Here is a 24,959-nt window from a genome sequence, read left to right as displayed (position 1 = left end):
CGCACGGAGAGGGCCGGGCAGAAGGGTCTAAAGCAGAAAACTACCCCCCTAATACTTTCCTCGCTTCCCGCGTCACATTATCCATCTCGTCCAGCAACTCGAGAAACTCCGGCTCCAGCTCAGATTCCGCTGTGCCCGAGCGCAGCTGCTGTTCCAGCAAATGACAAAGGCTTTTCAGACGCGGAACCCCGCTATAGCTGCAGCTACCGTGCAGTTTATGGATCGCTTCGAGGAGATCGTCCGGGTGTTCCCCGACCAGCTGTTCTTCCACTTTGTTACGAATTTCCGGCAGGAACGCGACCAGCATTTGCAGCATTTCGCGAGCCAGATCGGGTTTCCCGGCCGCCTGACGCAGCGCCAGCTGCCAGTCGAGCGTGGCGTTAGGGTTTACGCTGAACTCTGCCGGTTCTGGCGTCGCTAAAGACACTCCGGTCGCGAAGCCCGGTTTATAGCGCAGCAGCAGGCTGTGCAGCTTCTCTTCATCGATCGGTTTAGCCAGATAATCATTCATTCCGGCGCTGAGCAGTTTCTCTTTTTGCCCGGCCATGGCGTGAGCGGTTACCGCGATCACCGGCGTCTGCTGCTGATGCGGCAGCTGGCGAATCAGCTCGCAGGCGCGGATGCCGTCCATGCCCGGCATCTGAATATCCATCAGGATCAGATCGAACTGCATCTGTTTGGCCTGTTCAACCGCCTGCGGGCCGCTGGTGCACAGCTCTACGTGATGCACCTGATCCTCCAGCAATACGCCGATGAGTTTCAGGTTAGCCGGATTGTCATCCACCGCCATCACGCTCATGGGCAGCTTGTGATCGTCACTCGAGACAGGGATCGCCTGATGATTAATGCGGCAATATTCCGTCAGCGCAGGCAGCAGGCGCGTGGCGGTAAGGGGCTTTAACAGACAGGCGGCGGCACCGTCATTTTTCAGCTCTTCCGCGTTAAGCTGCGCGTGGCACGGCAAAGCCAGGAGCAAGTAATCGGTCATCGATGCGGCCTTCGCCAGCCGCTCCTGCTGCATGGTCAGCTCACCGGTAAACGTCACGGGAATGCCCATCAGCAGAATATCGTAATGGTCGACTGCCAGCGCCGAGAACGTCGGGCTGTAAATCACCTCCAGCGGCGTGGTGCTGAGCACATCCAACGTGCTCTGCGCGGCTGCGGCGTTGGGTTCGATATAGGCCAGACGCTTACCGCGCAGGCAATCCGTCATCGGTCCGTCCGTCACCACGTTCGGGTTCAGATCGAGATTAATATGGAACCAGAAGGTTGAGCCACGATTCGGCTGGCTGTGGAAGGAGATATCGCCGCCCATCTCTTTGACCAGTTTCTGGGTGATCACAAGCCCCAGACCTGTCCCGCCGTGGCGACGCGAGATGCTGGCATCAGCCTGCCGGAATGCCTGGAACAGCCGCGACTGATCGCGCTCGGGAATACCAATGCCCGTATCGCGTATCTGCACCTCGATCTGCACTTTGTTATTGCTTATCGCCCGGCGCTCGACCAGCACATCGATGTTGCCGCTCTCGGTAAATTTGATCGCGTTGCCCACCAGGTTAGTGATCACCTGCTGCAGGCGCAGAGGATCGCCGATGACGTTATCCGGCACGTCGTTTTTGATGTTCAGCGTTAGCTCAAGGCCTTTGTCATGGGAGGAGTGGGCCAACAGAGTGACCACCTCATCCAGCGTGCTGCGCAGCGGGAAGGGGATACTTTCGAGGATGAGCTTGCCCGCCTCCAGCTTGGAGAAGTCGAGAACATCGTTGATGATCGCCAGCAGGTTATTGGCGGAACGCTCGATGGTGTGCAGGTGATCGCGCTGGGTCGGATTAAGCTCCGATTTGAGCGTCAGGCGGGTAAAGCCAATCACCCCGTTCAGCGGCGTACGCAGCTCGTGGGACATATTCGCCAGGAACTCCGATTTAATACGCGCCGCTTCCTGGGCGCGTTTCTTCGCCAGATCCAGCTCGACGTTCTGGATCTCCATCTGCTCTAAGGTTTCGCGCAGATCGGAGGTCGCCTGGTCGACGTTGTGCTGCATCTCTTCGTGATAGGCCGCCAGCGACATTGCCATCGAGTTGATGCCGTTTTTCAGCATATCCAGCTCGCCGAGCATAAACCCTTCGACGCGGCTATCGAGCTGCCCGCGACGGATACGGTCGACGGTGTTCACCATATTGCGAATCGGGCTGGTGACGTCACGCATCAATCGCCAGCCGAAAATCAGCGCAATGCCGATACAGAACAGCATCATGACGCTGGAGATGAAAATTTCTTTGTACTGTTGCAGGCGCACCGACTTGAGATCCAACTCCAGCGCCACATATCCCAGTATATTATTACTGGCCTTGGCATCTGATATGGCCGATTCATCAGGTGAATAGCTTTCCGAGATAATGGGCGTACGCAGGATCATGATGTCGCCGCGTCGCACTACGCTCAGATGGCGCGGGAAAGGCGTACCGTCGGGGATTTTAAGCTCGCCGGGATCGAGATGGAAATTCGACGTGACAAACAGCCGGTTATTCTCGTCATAGACCGAAATGGCGCGCACGATTTCTGAATGCCGCCGATGCAAAACGCTGATTAACTGGCCGAGGGAATCACGGTTTTGCAGGTTCATGCCGTATTCACTGGAGACGGCCAACGGTTCGATGATGCTGGCTCCCGCATCTTCCAGTTGACGCTGCAAGTCATTGTAACGGTGCACAACGAAGAAGATGCTCAGCAGCAAACCGATTAAAACGGTCGGGGCGAGGATCAAAATCATCATGCGCGCGCGCAGGCTGTAGTTGGTCATGGAGTTCCGTTATGGGACAATTAGAGTCATTATGTTTATTTGAGAAAATTCTCGGCAATGGCGCAATTCTACTCTGCAAAGCGACGCGTGACGACGCGTCAGATCATAACTGTTGATGTCACCGACCTTGACCCCTTCGGCCAGGGCGTTGCGCGTCATAATGGTAAGACGGTGTTTATCCCCGGATTATTACCCACTGAGCGTGCCGAAGTCACCCTGACGGAAGACAAGAACAAGTTTGCTCGCGGCAAAGTGAAGCGTCGCCTTAATGATAGCGCGGAACGCACTGTGCCCCGCTGCCCGCATTTTGGCGTGTGCGGCGGCTGTCAGCAGCAGCATGCCAGCGTTGCCCTGCAACAGCGCAGCAAAAGCACCGCCCTGGCACGCCTTATCAAGCATGACGTGAACGACATCATCGCCGGCGAGCCGTGGGGCTACCGCCGTCGGGCTCGTCTGAGCCTGAACTATCAGCCAAAAACGCAAAAGCTGGAGATGGGTTTTCGCAAGAGCAGCGCCAGTGACATTGTCGACGTGAATCAGTGCCCCGTTTTGGTGCCCCGTCTTGAAGCATTGCTCCCGGACCTGCGCAACTGCCTGTCTGATCTACAGGGCGTGCGTTCGCTGGGGCATGTGGAACTGGTACTGGCCGATAACGGCCCGCTGATGGTGCTGCGTCACACTGCGCCACTTTCTGCCAAAGACCGCGAAAAACTGGAACGCTTTTCGCATTCTCACGAGCTGGCGCTTTTTCTTGCGCCACAAAGCGAGATACTTGAGCAGGTTACAGGTGAAACTCCCTGGTATCTGTCGGACGGGCTACGCTTAACGTTCAGTCCGCGCGACTTCATTCAGGTAAACGACGGCGTAAACCAGCAGATGGTCGCCACCGCAATCGCGTGGCTGGATGTTCAGCCCGGTGACCGGGTACTGGATCTGTTTTGCGGGATGGGGAATTTCACCCTGCCGCTGGCAAAACGGGCGGCCAGCGTTGTCGGCGTAGAAGGCGTCGAGGCGCTGGTGGCAAAAGGGCAGGAAAATGCGCAGCGCAACGCGTTGCACAATGTGACATTTTTTCATGAAAATCTGGAAGAAGATGTCACCCGGCAGCCGTGGGCAAAGCACGGTTTCGATAAAATCCTGCTCGATCCGGCTCGCGCCGGTGCGCCTGGCGTAATGCAGCATATAATTAAACTCGCGCCAAAACGCGTGGTCTATGTTTCCTGTAACCCGGCCACGCTCGCCCGCGACAGCGAGGCTTTATTGGGCGCGGGTTACCAGATTCAGCGTCTGGCAATGCTGGACATGTTCCCGCACACTGGGCATCTGGAATCAATGGTGTTGTTCGAGCAGAACTAACGAATTTCGGCTTGTCGAATTCGACAGGCCCTTGTCCCTAAAGGAGAGGACGATGGTTGCGGTAAGAAGTGCACATCTCAATAAAGCTGGTGAGTTTGACCCACAAAAATGGATCGCAAGTCTGGGGATTTCCAGCCAGCAGTCGTGTGAACGCTTAACCGAAACCTGGGCCTATTGTCTGCGCACAACGCAGGGACATGCCGATGCCGAACTGCTGTTGTGGCGCGGCATCGAGATGGTTGAAATTCTCTCCATGCTCAACATGGATCTCGAAACGCTGCAGGCCGCGCTGCTCTTCCCGCTGGCAGATGCCGAAGTGGTGAGCGAAGACGTGCTGCGCGACAGCGTCGGTAAGCCGGTTGTGGCGCTTATTCACGGCGTGCGCGATATGGCCGCCATCCGCCAACTGAAAGCCGCCCAGACAGATTCCGTCTCCTCGGAACAGGTAGATAACGTCCGTCGCATGCTGCTCGCGATGGTGGATGATTTCCGCTGCGTGGTGATTAAGCTTGCCGAGCGCATCGCGCACCTGCGTGAAGTAAAAGACGCGCCGGAAGATGAACGCGTGCTGGCAGCGAAAGAGTGTACCAATATCTATGCGCCCCTCGCGAACCGCTTAGGTATCGGCCAGCTGAAATGGGAGCTTGAGGATTACTGCTTCCGCTACCTGCACCCGGCAGAATACAAACGCATTGCCAAACTGCTGCACGAACGCCGTATCGATCGTGAACACTATATCGACGAGTTCGTGGGCGGATTGCGCCAGTCAATGAAAGAAGAGAACGTGCGGGCGGAGGTCTATGGTCGTCCGAAGCACATCTACAGCATCTGGCGCAAAATGCAGAAAAAACATCTCGCTTTTGACGAGCTGTTCGACGTGCGTGCAGTGCGCATCGTTGCCGATCGCCTGCAGGACTGCTACGCCGCGCTGGGGATAGTGCATACTCACTTCCGCCATCTGCCAGATGAGTTCGACGACTACGTGGCGAACCCGAAACCGAACGGTTACCAGTCGATTCATACGGTAGTGCTCGGGCCGGGCGGTAAAACGGTCGAGATTCAGATTCGTACCAAACAGATGCATGAAGACGCCGAGCTGGGCGTCGCGGCGCACTGGAAATACAAAGAAGGCCCATCCAGCGGAACGCGCACTGGCCATGAAGACCGCATTGCATGGCTGCGTAAGCTGATTGCGTGGCAGGAAGAGATGGCCGACTCCGGCGAAATGCTCGACGAAGTGCGCAGCCAGGTCTTCGACGATCGGGTCTACGTCTTTACGCCAAAAGGCGACGTTGTCGATCTGCCTGCCGGGTCTACTCCCCTCGATTTTGCCTACCACATCCACAGCGACGTGGGGCATCGCTGCATCGGCGCGAAGATCGGCGGGCGCATCGTGCCCTTTACCTATCAGCTGCAGATGGGCGATCAGATTGAAATCATCACCCAGAAACAGCCAAACCCGAGCCGCGACTGGCTGAACCCGAACCTGGGGTATGTCACCACCAGCCGTGGACGCTCCAAAATTCACGCGTGGTTCCGTAAACAGGATCGCGACAAGAATATCCTGGCGGGTCGCCAGATCCTCGATGATGAGCTTGAGCATTTAGGCATTAGCATCAAAGAGGCGGAAAAACACCTGCTGCCGCGCTACAACTTCAATGAGCTCGATGAGCTGCTGGCGGCCATTGGCGGGGGCGATATTCGCCTCAACCAGATGGTGAACTTCCTGCAGTCTCAGTTTAACAAACCGAGCGCGGAGGAGCAGGATGCGGCGGCGCTGAAGCAGCTTCAGCAGAAAACCTATACTCCTCAGCATCGCAGCAAAGACAATGGCCGCGTGGTAGTGGAGGGCGTCGGCAATCTGATGCACCACATCGCTCGCTGCTGCCAGCCAATACCTGGTGATGATATCGTGGGCTTTATCACTCAGGGGCGCGGGATCTCCATTCACCGCTCCGACTGCGAACAGCTGGCCGAGCTGCAATCTCACGCGCCAGAACGTATTGTGGATGCGGTGTGGGGCGAAAGCTATTCCGCGGGCTACTCGCTGGTGGTGCGTGTCACCGCCAACGATCGCAGCGGTTTGCTGCGCGATATCACTACCATCCTCGCCAACGAAAAGGTCAATGTCCTTGGCGTTGCCAGCCGCAGTGATACCCGCGAGCAGCTTGCGACTATTGATATGACTATCGAAATCTACAACCTACAGGTGCTGGGCCGCGTGCTTGGCAAGCTGAATCAGGTGCCGGATGTGATTGACGCTCGACGTCTGCACGGCGGGTAATAAGCCAGAGGCCACTGAATTTTTTCGGTGGCCTCTCCGCTGAGGCGGGCACATTTCCGAATTTTTTCCTCAACACTCAAATTTACGCGTATGCGCAGTAAACTCTCTCCGGTATTTACATTTAAATGTGTAATTGTTGTTTAACCGCAGTGGAGGCACTTATGCTTTATGGATCAAAGGAAGAGTTTGAAACTCAGAAAGATAAATTTTTTTCGATAGCACAGCATTTATGGATGACAGAACCTTTTTACTTTAAAGATACAGACTATTTTAGCCGAATTGACGATGTGGTCCGACAGATAGAAGTTGAAATTAAGATGGATTGCCTTTCATGGTCGGGTGGTGAGGAAATATTAAAATATAAATCGGATGTTCTTAATTATCAGCGTTCGGTGATTATGAATAATAAAATTTATTCGCGGTGGATGGCTGAACAAGAGTATAAAGATAAAAGAGCAGCGGAGTTATATAAGTTATACACCAAAATAATAGGTTTTCTGGCAGGTATAGGTCAGGTTATTAGCGGCGTGGGGCTATGTGTATCAACGGTTGGTGGTGCAACAGTACCTGGAGCTGCCATGATTCTGCAAGGACTGAACAATACCTATGAGAATGGCTATTATCCTATTGCTTATGAAGAGGCGTCCGGCCCACTCAGAGACGCATATCATTATGCAGCGAAAAAGACTGGCTTTAATGAGACTCTAGGGGACATTGCATACGGCACAATCGATCTTGTCCTGTCCGGATATGGCATGGCCAGAAAAATTCCTACGCCGAGAGAAAAGTCATGGAGTCTGTTTGGCATTCGATTACACCAGACAGACTATGTCAGAGGAGTGACTGAAATGACGAAACCTGTTTTTATGCTTGAGATCATTAGCGATGAAGTGACTGTTTTATCATTGATGCCTGCTTACAATGAAAATGACGTGAGGCATTAAACATGGAACAGGACTTTATTCTTTTATCAAAACCCTGGTTTCCAGTCATAGTGTATTATTTAATGGGGGCGGTTGTTTTTATTGGTTGTTATTTTTTGTATCGTCTGGTGAAAGGTAATTCGAGTACACTCTGTCGGTTTTTGTTGATTATTGTCACAACGCTTTGCTGTGCTATTCACATTGTGACAGGATACTACGACGTGGTGGGTTATCACGGCTATGGCTATAGTATTTTGCGTGCGCACTACATAGCTGATTACGAAACGATCCGTTACGGTGTTATTTTGTTCGTCACCCTGAATGGATTATTAATCTGCCGAATATAGTGCGAGGGGATGGTAGTCATCTGGCAACACGTTATCATTAGCGAAAGTGAAGATGATAAAGAGGCCGTATGACTGTCACCACCAATAAAAACCAACTCGACCGCCTGCTCGGCATTATGAAACGTCTGCGTGACCCGGAAAACGGCTGTCCGTGGGACAAAGAGCAGACCTTCGCCACCATCGCCCCTTATACCCTCGAAGAAACCTACGAAGTGCTGGACGCTATCTCGCGCGAAGATTTTGACGATCTGCGCGGTGAACTGGGTGATCTCCTTTTCCAGGTGGTGTTTTATGCGCAGATGGCGCAGGAAGAGGGGCGCTTCGATTTTAATGATATCTGTGCCGCCATTAGCGACAAACTCGAACGTCGCCACCCGCATATTTTTGGCGACGCGACCGCTGGCAACAGCGAAGAAGTGCTGGTCCGTTGGGAGCAGATCAAAAGCGCTGAACGCGCTGAAAAAGCACAACACTCCGCGCTGGACGATATCCCATTAAGTCTGCCGTCCCTGATGCGTGCGCATAAAATTCAGAAGCGTTGCTCCGCCGTGGGCTTTGACTGGACCTCTCTTGGCCCGGTGCTCGACAAAGTGTACGAAGAGATCGATGAAGTGATGGATGAAGCTAAGCAGGCGGTGGTGGATGAAGCCCGCCTTGAAGAGGAGATGGGCGATCTGCTGTTTGCCACGGTCAACCTCTCGCGCCATTTGGGCGTCAAAGCCGAAACGGCGCTGCAAAAAGCCAACCTCAAATTCGAACGTCGCTTCCGCGAAGTCGAGCGGATTGTTGCGGCACGAGGCCTGGAAATGACCGGCGTGGACCTCGATTTGATGGAAGAGGTGTGGCAGGAAGTAAAACGCCAGGAACATGATCTCTAACGGATTTTTGCGATCAAGCGCAATTTGTGTGATTTTTTAAATGACAAGCGCTTGATTTGCGTCAAAAACATTTACCCAAAAGGGGCTATTTTCTCACTCCCTATGTTTGTCAAAGCCTGAGACAGGAGACGGAGAATGAAAGTTTGTGGCGCTCGCCGTGTTCGGGTATACTACTTTCCCGTCTTGGTTATTCCATCGTTCCAACCTAACTTCTCAGGTTCAGCATGACAACGAACTATATTTTTGTGACCGGCGGGGTTGTATCCTCTCTGGGTAAAGGCATTGCCGCAGCCTCTCTCGCGGCCATTCTTGAAGCCCGTGGCCTCAATGTGACTATGATGAAACTGGATCCGTACATCAACGTCGATCCAGGCACCATGAGCCCAATCCAGCACGGCGAAGTGTTCGTTACCGAAGACGGCGCTGAAACCGATTTGGACTTAGGTCACTACGAGCGCTTCATCCGTACTAAAATGAGTCGCCGCAACAACTTCACCACGGGTCGTATCTACTCTGACGTTCTGCGTAAAGAACGCCGTGGCGATTACTTAGGCGCAACCGTTCAGGTTATCCCACACATCACCAACGCTATTAAAGAGCGCATCATCGCAGGTGGCGAAGGCCACGACGTTGTGCTGGTTGAAATTGGCGGTACCGTGGGTGATATCGAATCTCTGCCATTCCTGGAAGCGATTCGTCAGTTGGCGGTTGATATTGGTCGTGAACACGCGCTGTTCATGCACCTGACGCTGGTGCCATACATGGCGGCGGCCGGTGAAGTGAAAACCAAACCGACGCAGCACTCCGTGAAAGAACTGCTCTCTATCGGTATCCAGCCGGATATCCTGATCTGCCGCTCCGATCGTGCCGTTCCGGCCAACGAGCGCGCGAAAATTGCATTGTTCTGTAACGTTGCTGAAAAGGCTGTGATTTCTCTGAAAGACGTCGATTCCATTTATAAAATCCCGGGCCTGTTGAAATCACAGGGTCTGGACGATTATATTTGTAAACGATTCAGCTTGAACTGTCCGGAAGCTAATCTGTCAGAATGGGAACAGGTTATCTACGAAGAAGCTAATCCGGCAGGCGAAGTGACTATCGGTATGGTCGGCAAGTACATTGAACTGCCGGATGCCTATAAGTCGGTTATCGAAGCGCTGAAACACGGTGGTCTGAAGAATCGCGTAACCGTTAACATCAAGCTGATTGATTCGCAGGATGTTGAAACGCGCGGTGTCGAAATTCTGAAAGATCTGGATGCTATTCTGATCCCTGGCGGCTTCGGCTACCGCGGTGTTGAAGGCAAGATCGCTACCGCACGCTTTGCGCGTGAAAACAATATTCCTTACCTCGGCATTTGCCTGGGTATGCAGGTTGCGTTGATCGAGTTCGCTCGTAACGTAGTCGGGATGGAAAACGCGAACTCTACGGAATTTGTGCCAGACTGTAAGTACCCTGTTGTGGCGCTTATTACAGAATGGCGTGATGAAGACGGCAACGTCGAAGTCCGTACTGAGAAGAGCGATCTGGGTGGCACGATGCGTCTTGGCGCTCAGGCTTGCCAGGTGTCTGACGATAGTCTGGTTCGCAAAATGTATGGTGCGCCAACCATCACTGAACGCCATCGTCACCGCTACGAAGTCAACAATATGCTGTTGAAACAAATCGAAGCTGCGGGTCTGCGTATCGCGGGCCGCTCCGGGGATGATCAGTTAGTCGAGATCATTGAGGTGCCAAACCATCCGTGGTTCGTCGCCTGTCAATTCCACCCGGAATTTACTTCAACGCCGCGTGACGGACATCCGCTGTTTGCAGGCTTTGTGAAAGCCGCGAGCGAATACCAGAAGCGTCAGGCGAAGTAAAAAAAGTTAGAACGGCAACGCGTACCATCGGTACGCGTTGTTTGTCTGGAGTTTTAGTTTAACTTGTACTGAGGAAAATCTAATGTCCAAAATCGTTAAAGTCATCGGTCGTGAAATCATCGACTCCCGTGGTAACCCGACCGTTGAAGCCGAAGTTCACCTGGAAGGTGGTTTCGTCGGTATGGCAGCTGCTCCGTCAGGTGCTTCTACTGGTTCCCGCGAAGCGCTGGAACTGCGCGATGGCGACAAATCCCGTTTCCTGGGTAAAGGCGTAACCAAAGCTGTTGGCGCGGTTAACGGTCCTATCGCTCAGGCAATCCTTGGCAAAGACGCCAAAGACCAGGCTGGCATCGATAAAATCATGATCGACCTGGACGGTACTGAAAACAAATCTAACTTCGGTGCGAACGCAATCCTGGCTGTGTCTCTGGCTAACGCCAAAGCGGCTGCAGCGTCTAAAGGTCAGCCGCTGTATGAGCACATCGCTGAACTGAACGGCACCCCAGGCAAATACTCCATGCCGGTTCCGATGATGAACATCATCAACGGTGGTGAGCACGCGGACAACAACGTTGATATTCAGGAATTCATGATTCAGCCAGTTGGCGCGAAATCCCTGAAAGAAGCGGTTCGTATGGGTTCTGAAGTGTTCCATAACCTGGCTAAAGTTCTGAAAGCTAAAGGCATGAACACTGCTGTTGGTGACGAAGGTGGCTACGCGCCTAACCTGGGTTCTAACGCAGAAGCTCTGGCTGTTATCGCTGAAGCAGTAAAAGCAGCGGGCTACGAGCTGGGCACCGACATCACCCTGGCGATGGACTGTGCAGCATCTGAATTCTACAAAGACGGTAAATACGTTCTGGCTGGCGAAGGCAACAAAGCATTCTCCTCCGAAGAGTTCACTCACTTCCTGGAAGACCTGACCAAACAGTACCCAATCGTCTCTATCGAAGACGGTCTGGACGAATCTGACTGGGACGGTTTCGCATACCAGACTAAAGTTCTGGGCGACAAAATCCAGCTGGTTGGTGACGATCTGTTCGTAACCAACACCAAGATCCTGAAAGAAGGTATCGACAAAGGCATCGTTAACTCCATCCTGATCAAATTCAACCAGATCGGTTCTCTGACCGAAACTCTGGCTGCGATCAAAATGGCGAAAGACGCTGGCTACACTGCCGTTATCTCTCACCGTTCAGGCGAAACTGAAGACGCTACCATCGCTGACCTGGCTGTTGGTACCGCTGCAGGCCAGATCAAAACAGGTTCTATGAGCCGTTCTGATCGCGTAGCTAAATACAACCAGCTGATTCGTATCGAAGAAGCACTGGGCGAAAAAGCTCCGTACAACGGTCGTAAAGAGATCAAAGGTCAGTAATCTACTGAGCTTTCACTCTTAAGAAAAAACCCGCTTCGGCGGGTTTTTTTATGTCTGATTTACAGCAGCAAGGGGAGAGTGGCACTGGCCGTCTGCTGACTGACATCGCCATAGTGACCGTCGAGGGTAATCAGACTGGTTGCCAGCAGTTCCACCAGCAGCATCACGCCCACTTTGGCATTTAACGCCCCAGCACTCAGCGGCCCTTCCGGTTTCGCTGCCACCAGCAGCATTTCGCTTATCGATGCCAGCGGGCTGCGCGGCGTGTTGCTCAGCGCCAGCACTTTAGCTCCACGCTTACGCGCCAGCTTCACCACATGCAGTAAGTCACGCGTCGAACCAGAACTTGAAATCGCCACCACCAGATCGTCCTGAGTGAGCGTCGTCGCGTTCATTGATGCCCGATGCATATCGCTGAACAGTTGCACCGGTTTCCCCAGCCGCAATAATTTGTAGTGCAGATAGTCCCCGATAATGGCGCTGGCCGCGACGCCATAAATGTAGACTGACCGCGACTGATGCAGCGCCTGCGCCGCCTTCAGCAGCACCTCTCTGTCGAGCAACTGGGCGGTATCGCGCAGCGCCTGCACCGACTCTTCCACCACCTCGTCGATCTCATCTCCTTTTCTGGCAGGTGCCTGGATCCGCTGTACATCCAGCGCCAGCGCCATTTTGAATTCCGTATATCCCTTACAGCCCAGCGCTCGGCATAAGCGCGTCACGCTCGCCTCACTGGTTTCACTTTCGCGCGCCAGTTCGGTGATCGTCAGATAAAGCACTTTCGCGGGATCGTTTAAGACGAACTCTCCCAGTTTTTGCTGAGTGGGGCTGTATCCCGAGACGCTCTGGCGCAGCCTCAGCAGCAGATTTTCATTTTCTGACATGCAAGATCCTTAATGCGTTTCTCTGGGGCTAGTGTGGCGGAAAGCGGGGGAGAGATGCCAGTCATTTTAAAAAAGTATGATCCGCTTCCCGATCTTTGGTGATAATTTTCGGTTTATATAATTTATGTGGTAAAAATTTTCATCATTACTCGGGGGAAGTGAAAATATGATGCAGATGTTTAGTGGTGCCTCTTCAGGGGCGTGGTTTGAAAAGGCGCAGCGGTTCGGTAAATCGTTCATGCTGCCGATAGCGGTATTGCCCGCGGCGGGCTTGCTGCTAGGAATTGGGGGGGCGTTGTCCAACCCCAATACGCTGACGGCATATCCGTTCCTGGATGTCGGCTGGCTTCAGGCCATCTTTACCATCATGAGTAGCGCCGGATCGATTGTCTTTGCCAACCTCTCGGTGCTGTTTGCGGTGGGTGTTGCGGTCGGGCTGGCGAAAACGGATAAAGGCACCGCCGGGCTTGCGGCGCTCCTCGCATTCCTGGTGATGAATGCCACCATCAATGCGCTGCTGATCCTCACCGGCACACTGGCCCATGAAAATCCCGGCGCGGTGGGGCAGGGAATGACGCTTGGGATTCAGACGCTGGAAACCGGCGTCTTTGGCGGCGTGGTGATTGGCCTGGTGACCTGCACGCTACACCATCGCTTTAATAAAATCGCTCTGCCGCAGTTCCTCGGCTTCTTCGGCGGTTCCCGCTTTGTGCCGATTATTAGCTCGCTGGCGGCAATTGTGGTCGGTGCGCTGATGACGGTTGTGTGGCCTCATTTCCAGAAAATGATATTTGGTCTGGGCGGGCTGGTGGACGCGACGGGTTATCTCGGCACGTTTTTGTACGGTTTTATCCTGCGCATGCTCGGCCCGTTTGGTCTGCACCATATCTTCTATCTGCCGTTCTGGACAACCGCACTGGGCGGGAGTGAAATCGTCAATGGCCAGCTGGTGGAAGGCACGCAGCGTATCTTCTTTGCGCAGCTCGCCGATCCGAATACCCAGCAGTTTTATATCGGCACCTCGCGCTTCATGTCCGGGCGCTTTATTACCATGATGTTCGGCCTGCTGGGTGCCTGTCTGGCGATGTACCACACGGCTAAACCGGAGAACAAAAAGCGCGTGGCCGGGCTGCTGCTCTCGGCGGCGTTGACCTCCTTCCTGACCGGGATCACCGAGCCGATTGAGTTCTCATTCCTGTTTGTCGCGCCGGTGTTATACGTCATCCATGCCTTCTTTGATGGGCTGGCGTTTATGATCGCACATATTCTGCACATCACCATCGGGCAGACCTTCTCGGGCGGTTTTATCGATTTCATCCTGTTTGGCGTCCTGCAGGGCGAAGCCAAAACCCACTGGATGTACGTCCCGCTGGTCGGCGTTCCGTGGTTCTTCCTCTACTACTTCACCTTCCGTTACCTGATTAACCGTTTCCGGTTCGCCACGCCGGGCCGTGAGAAAGAGGCCGTGGTTGAGAGTGCGCTTCCACAAAGCGAACGCGCAGCGGTGGTGATTGCAGGATTAGGCGGTCGGGAAAATCTGGAAGAGGTGGACTGCTGCGCCACGCGTCTGCGCGTCACCGTGAAGGATGGCGGTAAGGTCAACGAAGCGGCGCTAAAAGCGACCGGCGCGCGCGGGGTGATTGTACGCGGAAACGGCGTTCAGGTGATTTACGGTCCGCACGTCACCATCATTAAAAACGAAGTCGAAGAGAGTTTAGCGTAATGAAAACGATACTGGATGTATTGAAAGGCAAGTTGATCGTCTCCTGTCAGGCACTGGAAAATGAACCGCTGCACAGCCCGTTTATCATGTCACGCATGGCGCTGGCGGCGGCGCAGGGTGGGGCGGTCGCTATTCGAGCCAACAGCGTGGTGGATATCGCGGCAATTCAGGCGAGCGTCTCTTTACCGGTGATAGGCATCATTAAGCGTGATTATCCGGACAGTGAGGTGTTTATCACCGCCACCATGAAAGAGATCGACGAACTGATGACGCTGACACCGGAAATTATCGCCCTCGACGCCACCGCGCGCCCGCGTCCGAATGGAGAGACGCTTGCCGATCTCGTCGCACAGATTCGTGCGCGTTATCCCTCTCAACTGCTGATGGCGGATATCGCCACCGTTGCCGAGGCCAAAACGGCGCAGGATTTGGGCTTCGACTGCGTGGGCACCACCCTTCACGGCTACACGGCGCAGACGGCAGGTCAGTCTCTGCCGGATAATGACTGCGCCTTTTTACGCGACGTCCTTGCGGCAGTGACGGTACCGGTGGTGGCCGAAGGGAATGTCGACACGCCAGAGCGGGCCGCACGATGCCTGGCACTGGGCGCGCATACCGTGGTGGTAGGTGGTGCAATCACCCGTCCTCAGCAGATTACGGCGCGCTTTGTGGCGGCGATTGAGGCGTAAAGCACCGATCGGGCATGATACTTAGGCGGGGATCTGCGATACTTAACGTTTATCCCCTTAACTGAGATGACTATGCAGTACCCGATTAACGAGATGTTCCAGACCCTGCAAGGCGAGGGTTACTTCACCGGCGTTCCTGCTATTTTTATTCGTTTACAGGGATGCCCGGTCGGCTGTGCCTGGTGTGATACCAAACATACGTGGGATAAACTCGCAGATCGGGAAGTGTCGCTGTTTAGTATTCTGGCAAAAACCAAAGAGAGCGATAAATGGGGTGCCGGGAGTGCCGAAGATCTGCTGGCGATTATTGGCCGTCAGGGCTGGACCGCGCGCCACATCGTGATTACCGGTGGTGAACCCTGCATCCACGATTTAATGCCGCTCACGGAGCTGCTGGAGAAGAACGGCTACAGCTGCCAGATCGAAACCAGCGGTACCCATGAAGTCAGATGCTCGCACTCGACCTGGGTGACCGTATCGCCCAAAGTGAATATGCGCGGCGGATATGACGTACTCTCTCAGGCGCTGGAGCGCGCGGATGAGATTAAACACCCGGTAGGGCGCGTGCGTGACATTGAAGCGCTGGATGAACTGCTGGCGACGCTGACGGATGAAAAGCAGCGCATTATCGCCCTGCAGCCAATCAGCCAAAAAGATGACGCCACCCGGCTATGCATCGAAACCTGTATCGCGCGTAACTGGCGTTTGTCCATGCAGACGCATAAGTATCTGAATATTGCCTGATATAAAAAAGCCCGGATATCCGGGCTTTTTTGTCTTATTCGCCGCGATAAACGCAGCCCGCTGTACAGGTCTCTTTGATCATCACCGAGCTTAGCAGGGGGACAAGCGGCTTCATCTGCTCCCAGATCCATTTCGCCAGCACTTCGCTGGTTGGATTTTCAAGCCCCGGAATATCGTTCAGGTAGTAGTGATCCAGACGATCGTAGGTCGGCTTGAAGGCGGCTTTCAGCTCGGAAAAGTCCATGATCCAGCCAGTATGCGGATCGACTTCACCGGTAATTTCAAGACGCACCATGAATGAGTGTCCGTGCAGACGACCGCATTTATGTCCCTCAGGAACATGCGGCAGGCGATGGGCGGCTTCGAAGATGAAATCTTTAAACAGTGTGGTGGACATCATGTGCTCTCAGTAATACGAATGCGGAAAAAACCGCCGCATAGTACCGGAAAGACCCTTTTTTAGCATTAACTAAAACGGCCCTTGTCCCGGATGAGAGATTTTCTCATCGCTTATGCTCATAAAATTTAAGAAATTCAGTGGCTTGCTTTATCGGTTTTAATGTTAAGAACCATGACTAAAAGCGGTTAGTTCTTTTGGTTATTTATTATTTCCATCCCTTCTTTAATTGTTATTATCCCCGCCGTTAACCTTATCTCTAGTTTGGTCTTTTTGCATAAATTCCGCTTTGCTACTGGAACATAACAACGCATGACAACACAGGCCCCACCTTCGAATTTGCTTCCCCTGAACCCGGAGCAACTGGCGCGCCTCCAGGCGGCCACCACCGATTTTTCACCTGTTCAGCTTGCCTGGGTCTCCGGCTATTTCTGGGGGATGCTCAATCAACAACCTGGGGCTGTTGTCACCGCAGCGCCTGCCGCCGTTGAAATCCCGGCGATTACACTTATCTCTGCTTCGCAGACCGGCAACGCCCGGCGCGTGGCGGAAGCACTGCGCGACGATCTGCTGGCCGCCCAACTGAACGTGAACCTGGTCAACGCCGGGGATTATAAATTCAAACAAATCGCGTCAGAAAAACTGTTGGTTGTGGTTGCCTCCACGCAGGGCGAAGGCGAACCGGCCGAAGAAGCGGTCGCGCTGCATAAATTCCTGTTCTCGAAAAAAGCGCCAAAACTCGATGGCACCGCGTTCGCCGTCTTTGGCCTTGGTGATACCTCATACGAGTTCTTCTGCCAGTCCGGCAAAGATTTTGACAATAAGCTCGCGGAGTTGGGCGCTGAGCGCCTGTTGGATCGCGTCGACGCTGACGTTGAATACCAGCCTGCTGCCGCTGAATGGCGCGCGCGCATTGTGGAAGTGCTGAAAGCTCGCGTGCCGAAAGACTCCCCCGCGCAGGCCGTTGCAACGGCATCAGGTGCGGTGAATCAGGTACTGACCAGCCCTTACACTAAAGAAGAACCGCTGACGGCGAGCTTGTCAGTTAACCAGAAAATCACCGGCCGCGACTCCGAAAAAGACGTGCGCCACATCGAAATCGATCTGGGTGATTCCGGTTTACGCTACCAGCCCGGCGATGCGCTCGGCGTCTGGTATCAGAACGATCCGCAACTGGTCAAAGAGCTGGTGGAGCTGCTGTGGCTGAAGGGCACTGAATCTGTCACCGTGGACGGCAAATCCCTGCCGCTCTCCGAGGCGCTTCAGTGGCACTTTGAACTGACGGTCAATACCGCCAATATCGTTGAGAACTACGCCACGCTGACGCGCAGCGAAACCCTGCTGCCATTCGTGGGCGATAAAGCCAAACTGCAGCAGTACGCCGCGACCACGCCGATTGTGGATATGGTGCGTTTCGCGCCTGCGCAGCTGGATGCAGAGGCGCTCATCGGCCTGCTGCGTCCGCTGACGCCGCGCCTCTACTCGATCGCCTCGTCACAGGCCGAAGTGGAAAGCGAAGTGCACATCACCGTCGGCGCGGTGCGTTATGAAATCGAAGGCCGCGCTCGTGCGGGTGGGGCATCCAGTTTCCTCGCCGATCGTGTGGAAGAAGAGGGCGAAGTGCGTGTGTTCATCGAGCACAACGACAACTTCCGCCTCCCGGCCAATCCGGAAACGCCGGTGATCATGATTGGTCCTGGCACCGGCATCGCCCCGTTCCGCGCCTTCCTTCAGCAGCGCGCGGCAGATGAAGCGCCGGGCAAAAACTGGCTGTTCTTCGGCAACCCGCACTTTACCGAAGATTTCCTTTACCAGGTTGAGTGGCAACGTTACGTCAAAGAGGGCGTGCTGAACCGTATCGATCTGGCCTGGTCCCGTGACCAGCAACAAAAAATATACGTACAAGACAAACTGCGCGAACAGGGCGCAGAGCTGTGGCGCTGGATCAATGACGGTGCCCATCTTTATGTCTGTGGCGACGCAAATCGCATGGCGAAAGACGTCGAGCAGGCTTTGCTGGAAGTGATTGCCGAATTCGGTGGTATGGATGCCGAAACGGCGGACGAATTTTTAAGTGAGCTGCGCGTAGAGCGCCGTTATCAGCGAGATGTCTACTAATGAGTGAAAAACACCCTGGCCCACTGGTGGTCGAAGGCAAACTGACGGACGCCGAGCGCATGAAGGTAGAGAGCAACTACCTGCGCGGCACCATTGCCGAAGATTTAAATGACGGTCTGACCGGCGGTTTCAACGGCGACAACTTCCTGCTGATCCGCTTCCACGGCATGTACCAGCAGGACGACCGCGATATCCGCGCAGAGCGTGCTGAGCAAAAGCTGGAGCCGCGTCATGCGATGCTTCTGCGCTGTCGCCTGCCGGGTGGAGTCATCACCACCAGGCAGTGGCAGGCCATTGATAAGTTCGCCCATGACAACACGATTTACGGCAGCATTCGTCTGACCAACCGTCAGACCTTCCAGTTCCACGGCATTCTGAAGAAGAACGTGAAGCCGGTTCACCAGATGCTGCACTCCGTGGGCCTGGACGCGCTGGCGACCGCCAACGACATGAACCGTAACGTGCTCTGCACCTCGAACCCGTTCGAGTCTGAGCTGCATGCGGAAGCTTACGAATGGGCGAAAAAGATCTCTGAGCATCTGCTGCCGCGCACCCGCGCCTATGCGGAGATCTGGCTCGATCAGGAAAAGGTCGCGACCACTGACGAGGAGCCGATCCTCGGCCAGACCTATCTGCCCCGTAAATTTAAAACGACCGTGGTAATCCCGCCGCAGAACGATATCGATCTTCACGCCAACGACATGAACTTCGTGGCGATTGCCGAGAACGGAAAACTGGTGGGCTTTAACCTGCTGGTGGGCGGTGGTCTGTCGATTGAACACGGCAACAAGAAAACCTACGCCCGCACGGCGAGCGAGTTTGGTTATCTGCCGCTGGAGCACACCCTGGCGGTGGCGGAAGCGGTAGTCACGACCCAGCGCGACTGGGGCAACCGTACGGATCGTAAAAACGCGAAGACCAAATATACCCTTGAGCGCGTCGGCGTTGAGACGTTTAAAGCGGAAGTGGAGCGTCGCGCAGGGATCAAATTTGAGCCAATCCGCCCGTATGAGTTCACCGGGCGCGGCGATCGCATCGGCTGGGTAAAAGGCATCGACAATAAATGGCACCTGACGCTGTTTATCGAGAATGGCCGTATTCTGGATTATCCAGGCCGTCCGCTGAAAACCGGTTTGCTGGAAATTGCTAAGATCCATAAAGGCGAGTTCCGCATCACCGCGAACCAGAACCTGATCATTGCCGGCGTGCCGGAAAGTCAGAAAGCGAAGATCGAGAAGCTGGCGCGCGAGCATACGCTGATGGATGCGGTTAAACCGCAGCGTGAAAACTCCATGGCCTGCGTCTCCTTCCCGACCTGTCCGCTGGCGATGGCTGAGGCCGAACGCTTCCTGCCCTCTTTCACTGACAAAGTGGAAGCGGTGCTGGAGAAACACGGCATCGGCGACGAACACATTGTGATGCGTGTGACGGGCTGCCCGAACGGCTGTGGCCGCGCGATGCTGGCGGAGCTGGGGCTGGTGGGTAAAGCGCCGGGCCGCTACAACGTCCATCTTGGCGGGAATCGCAGCGGGACGCGCATTCCGCGTATGTATCGCGAAAACATTACCGAGCCGGAAATTCTCGATTCCATCGATGAACTGGTCGGACGCTGGGCGAAAGAGCGCGAAGCGGGTGAAGGCTTCGGCGACTTTACGGTACGCGCGGGCATTATTCGCCCGGTGCTCGATCCAGCGCGAGATTTCTGGGAGTAATCCTGATCGCCCGGTGGCGCGCGCCTGATAAGCGAAGCGCCATGAGGCAAGGCAAACAGTGAGGAACTTATGTCCAGACTCGATCTAAACGCCCTAAACGATCTGCCCAAAGTGGAACGTATCCTGGCGCTGGCGGAAACGAACGCCATGCTTGAAAAACGCGATGCGCAGGGCCGCGTCGCGTGGGCGCTGGAAAATTTGCCGGGCGACTATGTGCTCTCGTCGAGCTTTGGCATTCAGGCGGCGGTGAGTTTGCATCTTGTGAATCAGATCCGCCCCGACATTCCGGTGATCCTCACCGATACCGGCTATCTGTTTCCGGAAACCTATCAGTTTATTGATGAGCTGACGGATAAGCTCCAGCTGAATCTTAAGGTCTATCGCGCGGAGCAGAGCGCAGCGTGGCAGGAAGCGCGCTACGGCAAACTGTGGGAGCAGGGTGTTGAGGGCATTGAGAAATACAATGAGATCAACAAAGTTGAGCCGATGAACCGGGCGCTCAGTGAGCTGAATGCGAAAACCTGGTTTGCCGGTCTGCGCCGCGAACAGTCCGGCAGCCGGGCCAGTCTGCCGGTACTTGGGATCCAGCGCGGCGTATTTAAAGTCCTGCCGATTATCGACTGGGATAACCGCACCGTTTATCAGTATCTGCAGCAGCACGGGCTGAAATACCATCCCCTGTGGGATCAGGGCTACCTGTCGGTGGGCGACACCCACACCACCCGCAAATGGGAGCCAGGAATGGCGGAAGAAGATACACGATTCTTTGGGCTTAAGCGTGAGTGCGGGTTGCACGAAGGCTGATTCACCGGTCCGCTGTCATATGCCTCTGCTTGTCACGAGCAGGGGCTTTTTTTATTGCGAGACGCATTCCGTAAAGGATGACTGCGTACAGAGGAGACGTCAGAATCCTTATAAATAGCTGCTGAGGGGGATTGTTACTGACTTATTTCTCCCCGCAGGCGTCTGATATCACGTTGCGGCGACTCACCAAACTCCCTGCTGTACTCGCGGCTGAACTGGGACGCACTCTCATAGCCCACTTTTACCGCCGCCCCCCCTTATGCCTGAAACATAAAAAAACCCGCTCAAGGCGGGTTTTTTTATCACGTTCACTTATCTGCTCAGGCTGATGCCGTCATCGCTGTCGTAAGTATTCGTGTCATTATCAGCTATTACAGCGTGATAACGTTGGCAGCTGCAGGACCTTTGGCACCATTCTCAATTGAGAACTCAACCTTCTGCCCTTCATCTAGTGTTTTGTAATCGTTGCTCTGGATAGCAGAAAAATGTACGAAGACATCTTTGCTACCGTCTTCTGGCGAAATGAAGCCGAAGCCTTTTTCAGAGTTAAACCATTTTACTAAACCAGTCATTTTATTAGACATATTTACTTCCTTAAATTTTCTTGAGCCACACGCGGTGGCAAACATGGCCTGCTTGCAGATGAGGACTTATTGGGCACTTAGGAGGAGGCTCATGCAGAAGAGTATCTAAGGAACACGCTTGAAATGAGGACTGCTTTACTAAAACTGCTTTCATAAGGTCTGTATGCCAAACCGATGACGCATAGTGGGCGCATATGACTTGATAAGCAAGATTATTTTTGTCAGTAATCTGTTGGGGAAATTTACAATCCAAAAGGGCAGTCATCTTAAAAGCCCTGACCATTGCAGCCAAGGCTTTTAAGATACTACAGACTTCTGATTTAACATTAATGGGCTTAATAAAGTGATACTGCTATTTATATTGCTTTCAAATGTACCCGTTCACTCCAGATAATATTGGGCATTAATACTAAAAAGCCTCCCACTATTTATTGTGCCAATCTACTGGAAACGTCCGCTGCACGTCCTGAAACATTCGACACGTTTTATGGCTTAAGTAGGGGCGGTTTTCGTGCTTCGAGCGCCAGCAACTCTTTCTCTTCATCGTAACGGCTTGTGATCGTCCGGCAGCGGTAAATGACTCTTTTCAGACATAACATCCTCGGGAGAGTGTATGAAGGGTGTTAATCCATCAAAGTTATTGCTGAGGCAGAAAAGTCAGCAACCAGCGGAATGGAGGATACGGTTGCAGAATTGATTTTTTAGACAGGCAGGAAACAAAAAAGAGCCCGTACATCACATGGACTCTTTCTTGAGTGCCTCGGCTATTCTGTCCAACTTTTTGGGGGGCGGCACATGACCTAATGCCCCCATTCTTTCGCTTTCCGTTTACGCTTTACCCGCTTTCGTCAACTCTTTCACCAGCGGCAGCATTACTTTCACCACGTCACGGCTGCGGTGCTCAATGCGCTGAGGCAGCACTTTATCAATGTGCTGCTGGTTATCCAGTCTCACATCGTGCCAGCTGGTGCCATCCGGGAAGGCTTTCGATTTAGCGCGCTGCTGGTAGCCGTTTTTGTCCCCTAAGTTCCAGTTCGTCGCCTCGACGTACAGCACGGGAATGCCCGCTTTATCAAACACTTCGCCGTCGCTACAGCAGCCGGTGCCTTTGGGGTAAGCCGGATTACGCCCAGGATTGACTGCCGCCAGAATACCGTGGCTGCGGGCAATGGCCAGCGCGCGGTCGCGCGTCAGTTTGCGTACAGAGTTGGGGGTGCTTTTGCCGCTGTTGAAATAGAGCTTATCGCCGACGATGAGATTATCGAGATTGATCACCAGCAGGGTATTTTTCTTTTCCGCCGCGCTCATGCGGTTGAGCAGGTTCTCCGCCCCGAGTTTGCCTTCCTCTTCGCCGCTGGTGGCGACAAAGCGAATCCCGTACTGGGTCGGAACATCTTTCATCCGTTCGGCCAGCTCCAGCATCACGCCAAGGCCTGCCGCATTATCGTCGATACCCTGAAGGGTCAGGCCGCCGAGATTATTATCAATGTCCGCATCGCTCTGGGGGGCGAAGGTATCGAGATGCGCCATAATAATAATTTGCTGCGCCGATTTGCCTTCGTGGGCCGCGATAACCGTACTGCCGGTCACGTTATGCCAGTTTTTGCTGTTATTGCGCGACGTAAAAATGTAGCGGCTGTGGAAGGCCCGAATGTCGTTCTGGTAGCCCATCTGTGCAAACTGCTGGCGCAGATAGTCCGCCGACAGCATCTCCGCAGGCGTGCCCGTCATTCGTCCTGGAAATACCGTGGCAATATGGCGCGCCTGAGTGGATGCGATTTCACCCAAAGGTTGAGTGGTGGCCTGAGCCGGGAGGATACAGCAAACGCCGATCGCCAGGGCAGCGATACGGTGGCGCATTGCGCAAAACATAGTGAGTCCTTAAAAAATCGAACAAAATTTTAACCTGCCTAGTATGAAACTGTGACGGCGCTTACACAATTTCATTTGCTCTTAAATGCCCGTTATTTCGCAGGTTAAGCACTTTTTGATATTAGTTTTCTCAACTCGTTATTCCATTGAGTAACTACTCATTCCAATTCGTAATTTCATTCACTCTAAGCCGCCCCCTATAGTCCCACTATTCCTGTTGTTGAGACGAGTTACCGCATCGTGGACTATCTGCCGCTGTTTGCTTTATTGAAAGACCGTCCGGTGCTGGTTGTCGGGACGGGCGAAATCGCCGATCGCAAAATCGCTTTTTTACAGCGGGCCGGCGCGCAGGTGCAGAGTGTTACGGCGTCAGAATTTGATGAGTCACAGCTTGATCAGGTGGTACTGGCCATCGCGGCGACGGACGATCAGGCGCTGAACCGTCGGGTGTTCGAGGCGGCCAATGCCCGTCATCGGCTGGTGAACGTGGTGGACGATCAGCCCTTGTGCTCGTTTATCTTCCCGTCGATTGTCGACCGTTCCCCGCTGCTGATTGCAATCTCATCCGGCGGCAACGCGCCCGTGCTGGCGCGCATGCTGCGTGAAAAGCTGGAAGCGTTATTACCTGTAAGCCTCGGGCGTATGGCTGAAGTGGCGGGGGGCTTTCGGGAACGACTGAAAGCGTACCGTACCACTACCGCCGATCGCCGTCGTTTTTGGGAGAAAGCCTTTCGCGGGCGTTTTGCCAGCCTGATGGCGGCGGGAAACGAACAGGCCGCCAAACGCGAACTGGAGGACTCCCTTCACGCTTCACATCAGCAGCAGGGCGAAATTATTTTAGTCGGTGCCGGGCCGGGTGACGCCGGGCTGCTGACGCTGCGCGGTCTGCAGGTTATCCAGCAGGCCGACGTGGTCTTTTACGATCATCTGGTAAGCGACGAGGTGCGTGAGCTTATCCGTCGCGATGCCGAGCAGATCTGCGTCGGCAAACGCGCGGGCGAACACTCAGTGGCGCAGCATGAGACCAATCAGATGCTGATTGATGCCGCGAAAGCCGGGAAATCCGTGGTACGCCTCAAAGGCGGCGACCCGTTTATTTTCGGGCGCGGCGGTGAAGAGTTGCAGGCAGCCGCGCAGGCGGGCGTGCCGTTTCAGGTGGTCCCTGGGATCACGGCGGCATCGGCAGTCACCGCCTATGCCGGTATCCCGCTCACTCACCGCGATTATGCCCAGAGCGTCACCTTCGTTACCGGACACTACAAAGCAGACAGCGCGCCGTTTGACTGGGCCCAGCTGGCGCAAAGTCGTCAGACGCTGGCGATCTACATGGGCACTCTGAAAGCCGCTGACATCAGCGAACAGTTGATTCGTCATGGGCGCGATAAAGCGACGCCGGTGGCGGTGATTTCACGCGGGACACGCGTCGACCAGCACGTCGCGACCGGAACCTTACAACAACTTGCAAACCTGGCGAAAAATGCCCCCATGCCCGCCCTGATTGTGGTGGGAGAGGTGGTGGAGCTGCATCAGACGCTCGCCTGGTTTCAACACAACCAACAGCAGGAGGGATTCAACTCTTCTGTGGTGAATCTGGCTTAAGGAAT

19 protein-coding genes and 1 pseudogene are annotated in these 24,959 nt (G+C 54.3%); 14 read left to right on the top strand and 6 right to left on the bottom strand.

Annotated elements, in window-relative coordinates:
* Window positions 1–40: 40 nt before the first annotated feature.
* On the bottom strand, window positions 41–2,800 hold the full coding sequence (barA, locus tag ETG88_RS07320) for a two-component sensor histidine kinase BarA (RefSeq protein WP_100779115.1): 2,760 nt from the start codon (window positions 2,798–2,800) through the stop codon (window positions 41–43).
* Window positions 2,801–2,857: 57 nt separating this feature from the next.
* On the opposite strand from barA, the gene rlmD reads away from it, so the two are divergent.
* The 7 genes from rlmD (at window position 2,858) to eno (ending at window position 11,828) form a co-directional block, all read left to right on the top strand.
* A complete protein-coding gene (gene rlmD, locus ETG88_RS07315) occupies window positions 2,858–4,156 on the top strand; it encodes a 23S rRNA (uracil(1939)-C(5))-methyltransferase RlmD (RefSeq protein ID WP_129035063.1) in 1,299 nt (432 codons plus the stop codon).
* Window positions 4,157–4,208: 52 nt separating this feature from the next.
* Window positions 4,209–6,440 carry a GTP diphosphokinase gene (relA, locus tag ETG88_RS07310; RefSeq protein ID WP_102104651.1) on the top strand — a complete coding sequence of 744 codons (2,232 nt, stop codon included), beginning with the start codon at window positions 4,209–4,211 and terminating at the stop codon, window positions 6,438–6,440.
* A gap of 161 nt (window positions 6,441–6,601) precedes the next feature.
* Window positions 6,602–7,384, top strand: coding sequence for a DUF4225 domain-containing protein (locus ETG88_RS07305; protein ID WP_164971778.1), 783 nt, complete (start codon window positions 6,602–6,604; stop codon window positions 7,382–7,384).
* 2 nt (window positions 7,385–7,386) lie between these two features.
* Window positions 7,387–7,710 (top strand): hypothetical protein, encoded by a 324-nt coding sequence (locus ETG88_RS07300; RefSeq protein WP_129035061.1) that lies wholly within the window; start codon window positions 7,387–7,389, stop codon window positions 7,708–7,710.
* A gap of 68 nt (window positions 7,711–7,778) precedes the next feature.
* The gene (gene mazG, locus ETG88_RS07295) at window positions 7,779–8,588 is read left to right on the top strand and encodes a nucleoside triphosphate pyrophosphohydrolase (RefSeq protein WP_102104648.1); all 810 of its coding nucleotides are present in this window, start codon (window positions 7,779–7,781) and stop codon (window positions 8,586–8,588) included.
* Window positions 8,589–8,812: 224 nt separating this feature from the next.
* The gene (pyrG, locus tag ETG88_RS07290) at window positions 8,813–10,450 is read left to right on the top strand and encodes a glutamine hydrolyzing CTP synthase (RefSeq protein WP_095283160.1); all 1,638 of its coding nucleotides are present in this window, start codon (window positions 8,813–8,815) and stop codon (window positions 10,448–10,450) included.
* Between the two features lie 82 nt (window positions 10,451–10,532).
* Entirely contained in the window at window positions 10,533–11,828 is a 1,296-nt protein-coding gene (eno, locus tag ETG88_RS07285; RefSeq protein WP_100779120.1) for a phosphopyruvate hydratase, read from the top strand.
* A 59-nt stretch (window positions 11,829–11,887) separates the two neighbouring features.
* On the opposite strand, the gene ETG88_RS07280 is transcribed toward eno, so the two are convergent.
* The gene (locus tag ETG88_RS07280) at window positions 11,888–12,712 is read right to left on the bottom strand and encodes a MurR/RpiR family transcriptional regulator (protein ID WP_129035060.1); all 825 of its coding nucleotides are present in this window, start codon (window positions 12,710–12,712) and stop codon (window positions 11,888–11,890) included.
* Between the two features lie 166 nt (window positions 12,713–12,878).
* Between ETG88_RS07280 and ETG88_RS07275 the strand changes: the two genes are divergently transcribed.
* From ETG88_RS07275 to queE, 3 genes are all read left to right on the top strand, one after another.
* On the top strand, window positions 12,879–14,435 hold the full coding sequence (locus ETG88_RS07275) for a PTS transporter subunit EIIC (RefSeq protein ID WP_129035059.1): 1,557 nt from the start codon (window positions 12,879–12,881) through the stop codon (window positions 14,433–14,435).
* Window positions 14,435–15,124: an N-acetylmannosamine-6-phosphate 2-epimerase gene (locus ETG88_RS07270; RefSeq protein ID WP_129035058.1), complete on the top strand. Its 690-nt coding sequence runs from the start codon at window positions 14,435–14,437 to the stop codon at window positions 15,122–15,124. Before ETG88_RS07275 ends, ETG88_RS07270 begins: the two co-directional genes overlap by 1 nt.
* Before the next feature lie 72 nt (window positions 15,125–15,196).
* Complete coding sequence (gene queE, locus ETG88_RS07265; protein ID WP_100779124.1) at window positions 15,197–15,868, top strand: 7-carboxy-7-deazaguanine synthase QueE; 672 nt, start codon at window positions 15,197–15,199, stop codon at window positions 15,866–15,868.
* 34 nt (window positions 15,869–15,902) lie between these two features.
* Here the strand turns inward: queE and queD are convergent, their stop codons facing one another.
* Window positions 15,903–16,268 (bottom strand): 6-carboxytetrahydropterin synthase QueD, encoded by a 366-nt coding sequence (gene queD / locus ETG88_RS07260; protein WP_164971777.1) that lies wholly within the window; start codon window positions 16,266–16,268, stop codon window positions 15,903–15,905.
* A gap of 309 nt (window positions 16,269–16,577) precedes the next feature.
* Here queD and cysJ point away from each other — a divergent pair, with 309 nt between their 5' ends.
* From cysJ to cysH, 3 genes are all read left to right on the top strand, one after another.
* The gene (gene cysJ / locus ETG88_RS07255; RefSeq protein ID WP_129035057.1) at window positions 16,578–18,383 is read left to right on the top strand and encodes an NADPH-dependent assimilatory sulfite reductase flavoprotein subunit; all 1,806 of its coding nucleotides are present in this window, start codon (window positions 16,578–16,580) and stop codon (window positions 18,381–18,383) included.
* Entirely contained in the window at window positions 18,383–20,095 is a 1,713-nt protein-coding gene (gene cysI / locus ETG88_RS07250; RefSeq protein ID WP_100779127.1) for an assimilatory sulfite reductase (NADPH) hemoprotein subunit, read from the top strand. Before cysJ ends, cysI begins: the two co-directional genes overlap by 1 nt.
* A 69-nt stretch (window positions 20,096–20,164) precedes the next feature.
* Window positions 20,165–20,899 carry a phosphoadenosine phosphosulfate reductase gene (cysH, locus tag ETG88_RS07240; protein ID WP_129035056.1) on the top strand — a complete coding sequence of 245 codons (735 nt, stop codon included), beginning with the start codon at window positions 20,165–20,167 and terminating at the stop codon, window positions 20,897–20,899.
* Window positions 20,900–21,033: 134 nt separating this feature from the next.
* On the opposite strand, the pseudogene ETG88_RS07235 reads toward cysH, so the two are convergent.
* From ETG88_RS07235 to ETG88_RS07225, 3 genes and pseudogenes are all read right to left on the bottom strand, one after another.
* Window positions 21,034–21,150, bottom strand: a pseudogene (locus ETG88_RS07235) (AraC family transcriptional regulator); the annotation flags it as partial.
* Between the two features lie 120 nt (window positions 21,151–21,270).
* Window positions 21,271–21,483 (bottom strand): cold shock protein CspG, encoded by a 213-nt coding sequence (cspG, locus tag ETG88_RS07230; RefSeq protein ID WP_100779129.1) that lies wholly within the window; start codon window positions 21,481–21,483, stop codon window positions 21,271–21,273.
* Between the two features lie 828 nt (window positions 21,484–22,311).
* Window positions 22,312–23,355 (bottom strand): aminopeptidase, encoded by a 1,044-nt coding sequence (locus ETG88_RS07225; RefSeq protein ID WP_100779130.1) that lies wholly within the window; start codon window positions 23,353–23,355, stop codon window positions 22,312–22,314.
* 240 nt (window positions 23,356–23,595) lie between these two features.
* Here ETG88_RS07225 and cysG point away from each other — a divergent pair, with 240 nt between their 5' ends.
* Complete coding sequence (gene cysG, locus ETG88_RS07220; protein WP_129035055.1) at window positions 23,596–24,954, top strand: siroheme synthase CysG; 1,359 nt, start codon at window positions 23,596–23,598, stop codon at window positions 24,952–24,954.
* Window positions 24,955–24,959: the final 5 nt, after the last annotated feature.

The sequence above is a fragment of the Lelliottia nimipressuralis genome, from assembly GCF_004115925.1.
GTDB lineage: Bacteria > Pseudomonadota > Gammaproteobacteria > Enterobacterales > Enterobacteriaceae > Enterobacter > Enterobacter nimipressuralis.
Note: the sequence above shows the minus strand (reverse complement) of the source record. Positions and strands in the feature narration are given on the sequence as shown.

Coding starts and splice junctions, on each gene's coding strand:
- barA (WP_100779115.1), bottom strand. CDS start 2,800: ATGACCAACTACAGCCTGCGCGCGCGCATGATGATTTTGATCCTCGCC.
- rlmD (WP_129035063.1), top strand. CDS start 2,858: ATGGCGCAATTCTACTCTGCAAAGCGACGCGTGACGACGCGTCAGATC.
- relA (WP_102104651.1), top strand. CDS start 4,209: ATGGTTGCGGTAAGAAGTGCACATCTCAATAAAGCTGGTGAGTTTGAC.
- ETG88_RS07305 (WP_164971778.1), top strand. CDS start 6,602: ATGCTTTATGGATCAAAGGAAGAGTTTGAAACTCAGAAAGATAAATTT.
- ETG88_RS07300 (WP_129035061.1), top strand. CDS start 7,387: ATGGAACAGGACTTTATTCTTTTATCAAAACCCTGGTTTCCAGTCATA.
- mazG (WP_102104648.1), top strand. CDS start 7,779: ATGACTGTCACCACCAATAAAAACCAACTCGACCGCCTGCTCGGCATT.
- pyrG (WP_095283160.1), top strand. CDS start 8,813: ATGACAACGAACTATATTTTTGTGACCGGCGGGGTTGTATCCTCTCTG.
- eno (WP_100779120.1), top strand. CDS start 10,533: ATGTCCAAAATCGTTAAAGTCATCGGTCGTGAAATCATCGACTCCCGT.
- ETG88_RS07280 (WP_129035060.1), bottom strand. CDS start 12,712: ATGTCAGAAAATGAAAATCTGCTGCTGAGGCTGCGCCAGAGCGTCTCG.
- ETG88_RS07275 (WP_129035059.1), top strand. CDS start 12,879: ATGATGCAGATGTTTAGTGGTGCCTCTTCAGGGGCGTGGTTTGAAAAG.
- ETG88_RS07270 (WP_129035058.1), top strand. CDS start 14,435: ATGAAAACGATACTGGATGTATTGAAAGGCAAGTTGATCGTCTCCTGT.
- queE (WP_100779124.1), top strand. CDS start 15,197: ATGCAGTACCCGATTAACGAGATGTTCCAGACCCTGCAAGGCGAGGGT.
- queD (WP_164971777.1), bottom strand. CDS start 16,268: ATGATGTCCACCACACTGTTTAAAGATTTCATCTTCGAAGCCGCCCAT.
- cysJ (WP_129035057.1), top strand. CDS start 16,578: ATGACAACACAGGCCCCACCTTCGAATTTGCTTCCCCTGAACCCGGAG.
- cysI (WP_100779127.1), top strand. CDS start 18,383: ATGAGTGAAAAACACCCTGGCCCACTGGTGGTCGAAGGCAAACTGACG.
- cysH (WP_129035056.1), top strand. CDS start 20,165: ATGTCCAGACTCGATCTAAACGCCCTAAACGATCTGCCCAAAGTGGAA.
- cspG (WP_100779129.1), bottom strand. CDS start 21,483: ATGTCTAATAAAATGACTGGTTTAGTAAAATGGTTTAACTCTGAAAAA.
- ETG88_RS07225 (WP_100779130.1), bottom strand. CDS start 23,355: ATGTTTTGCGCAATGCGCCACCGTATCGCTGCCCTGGCGATCGGCGTT.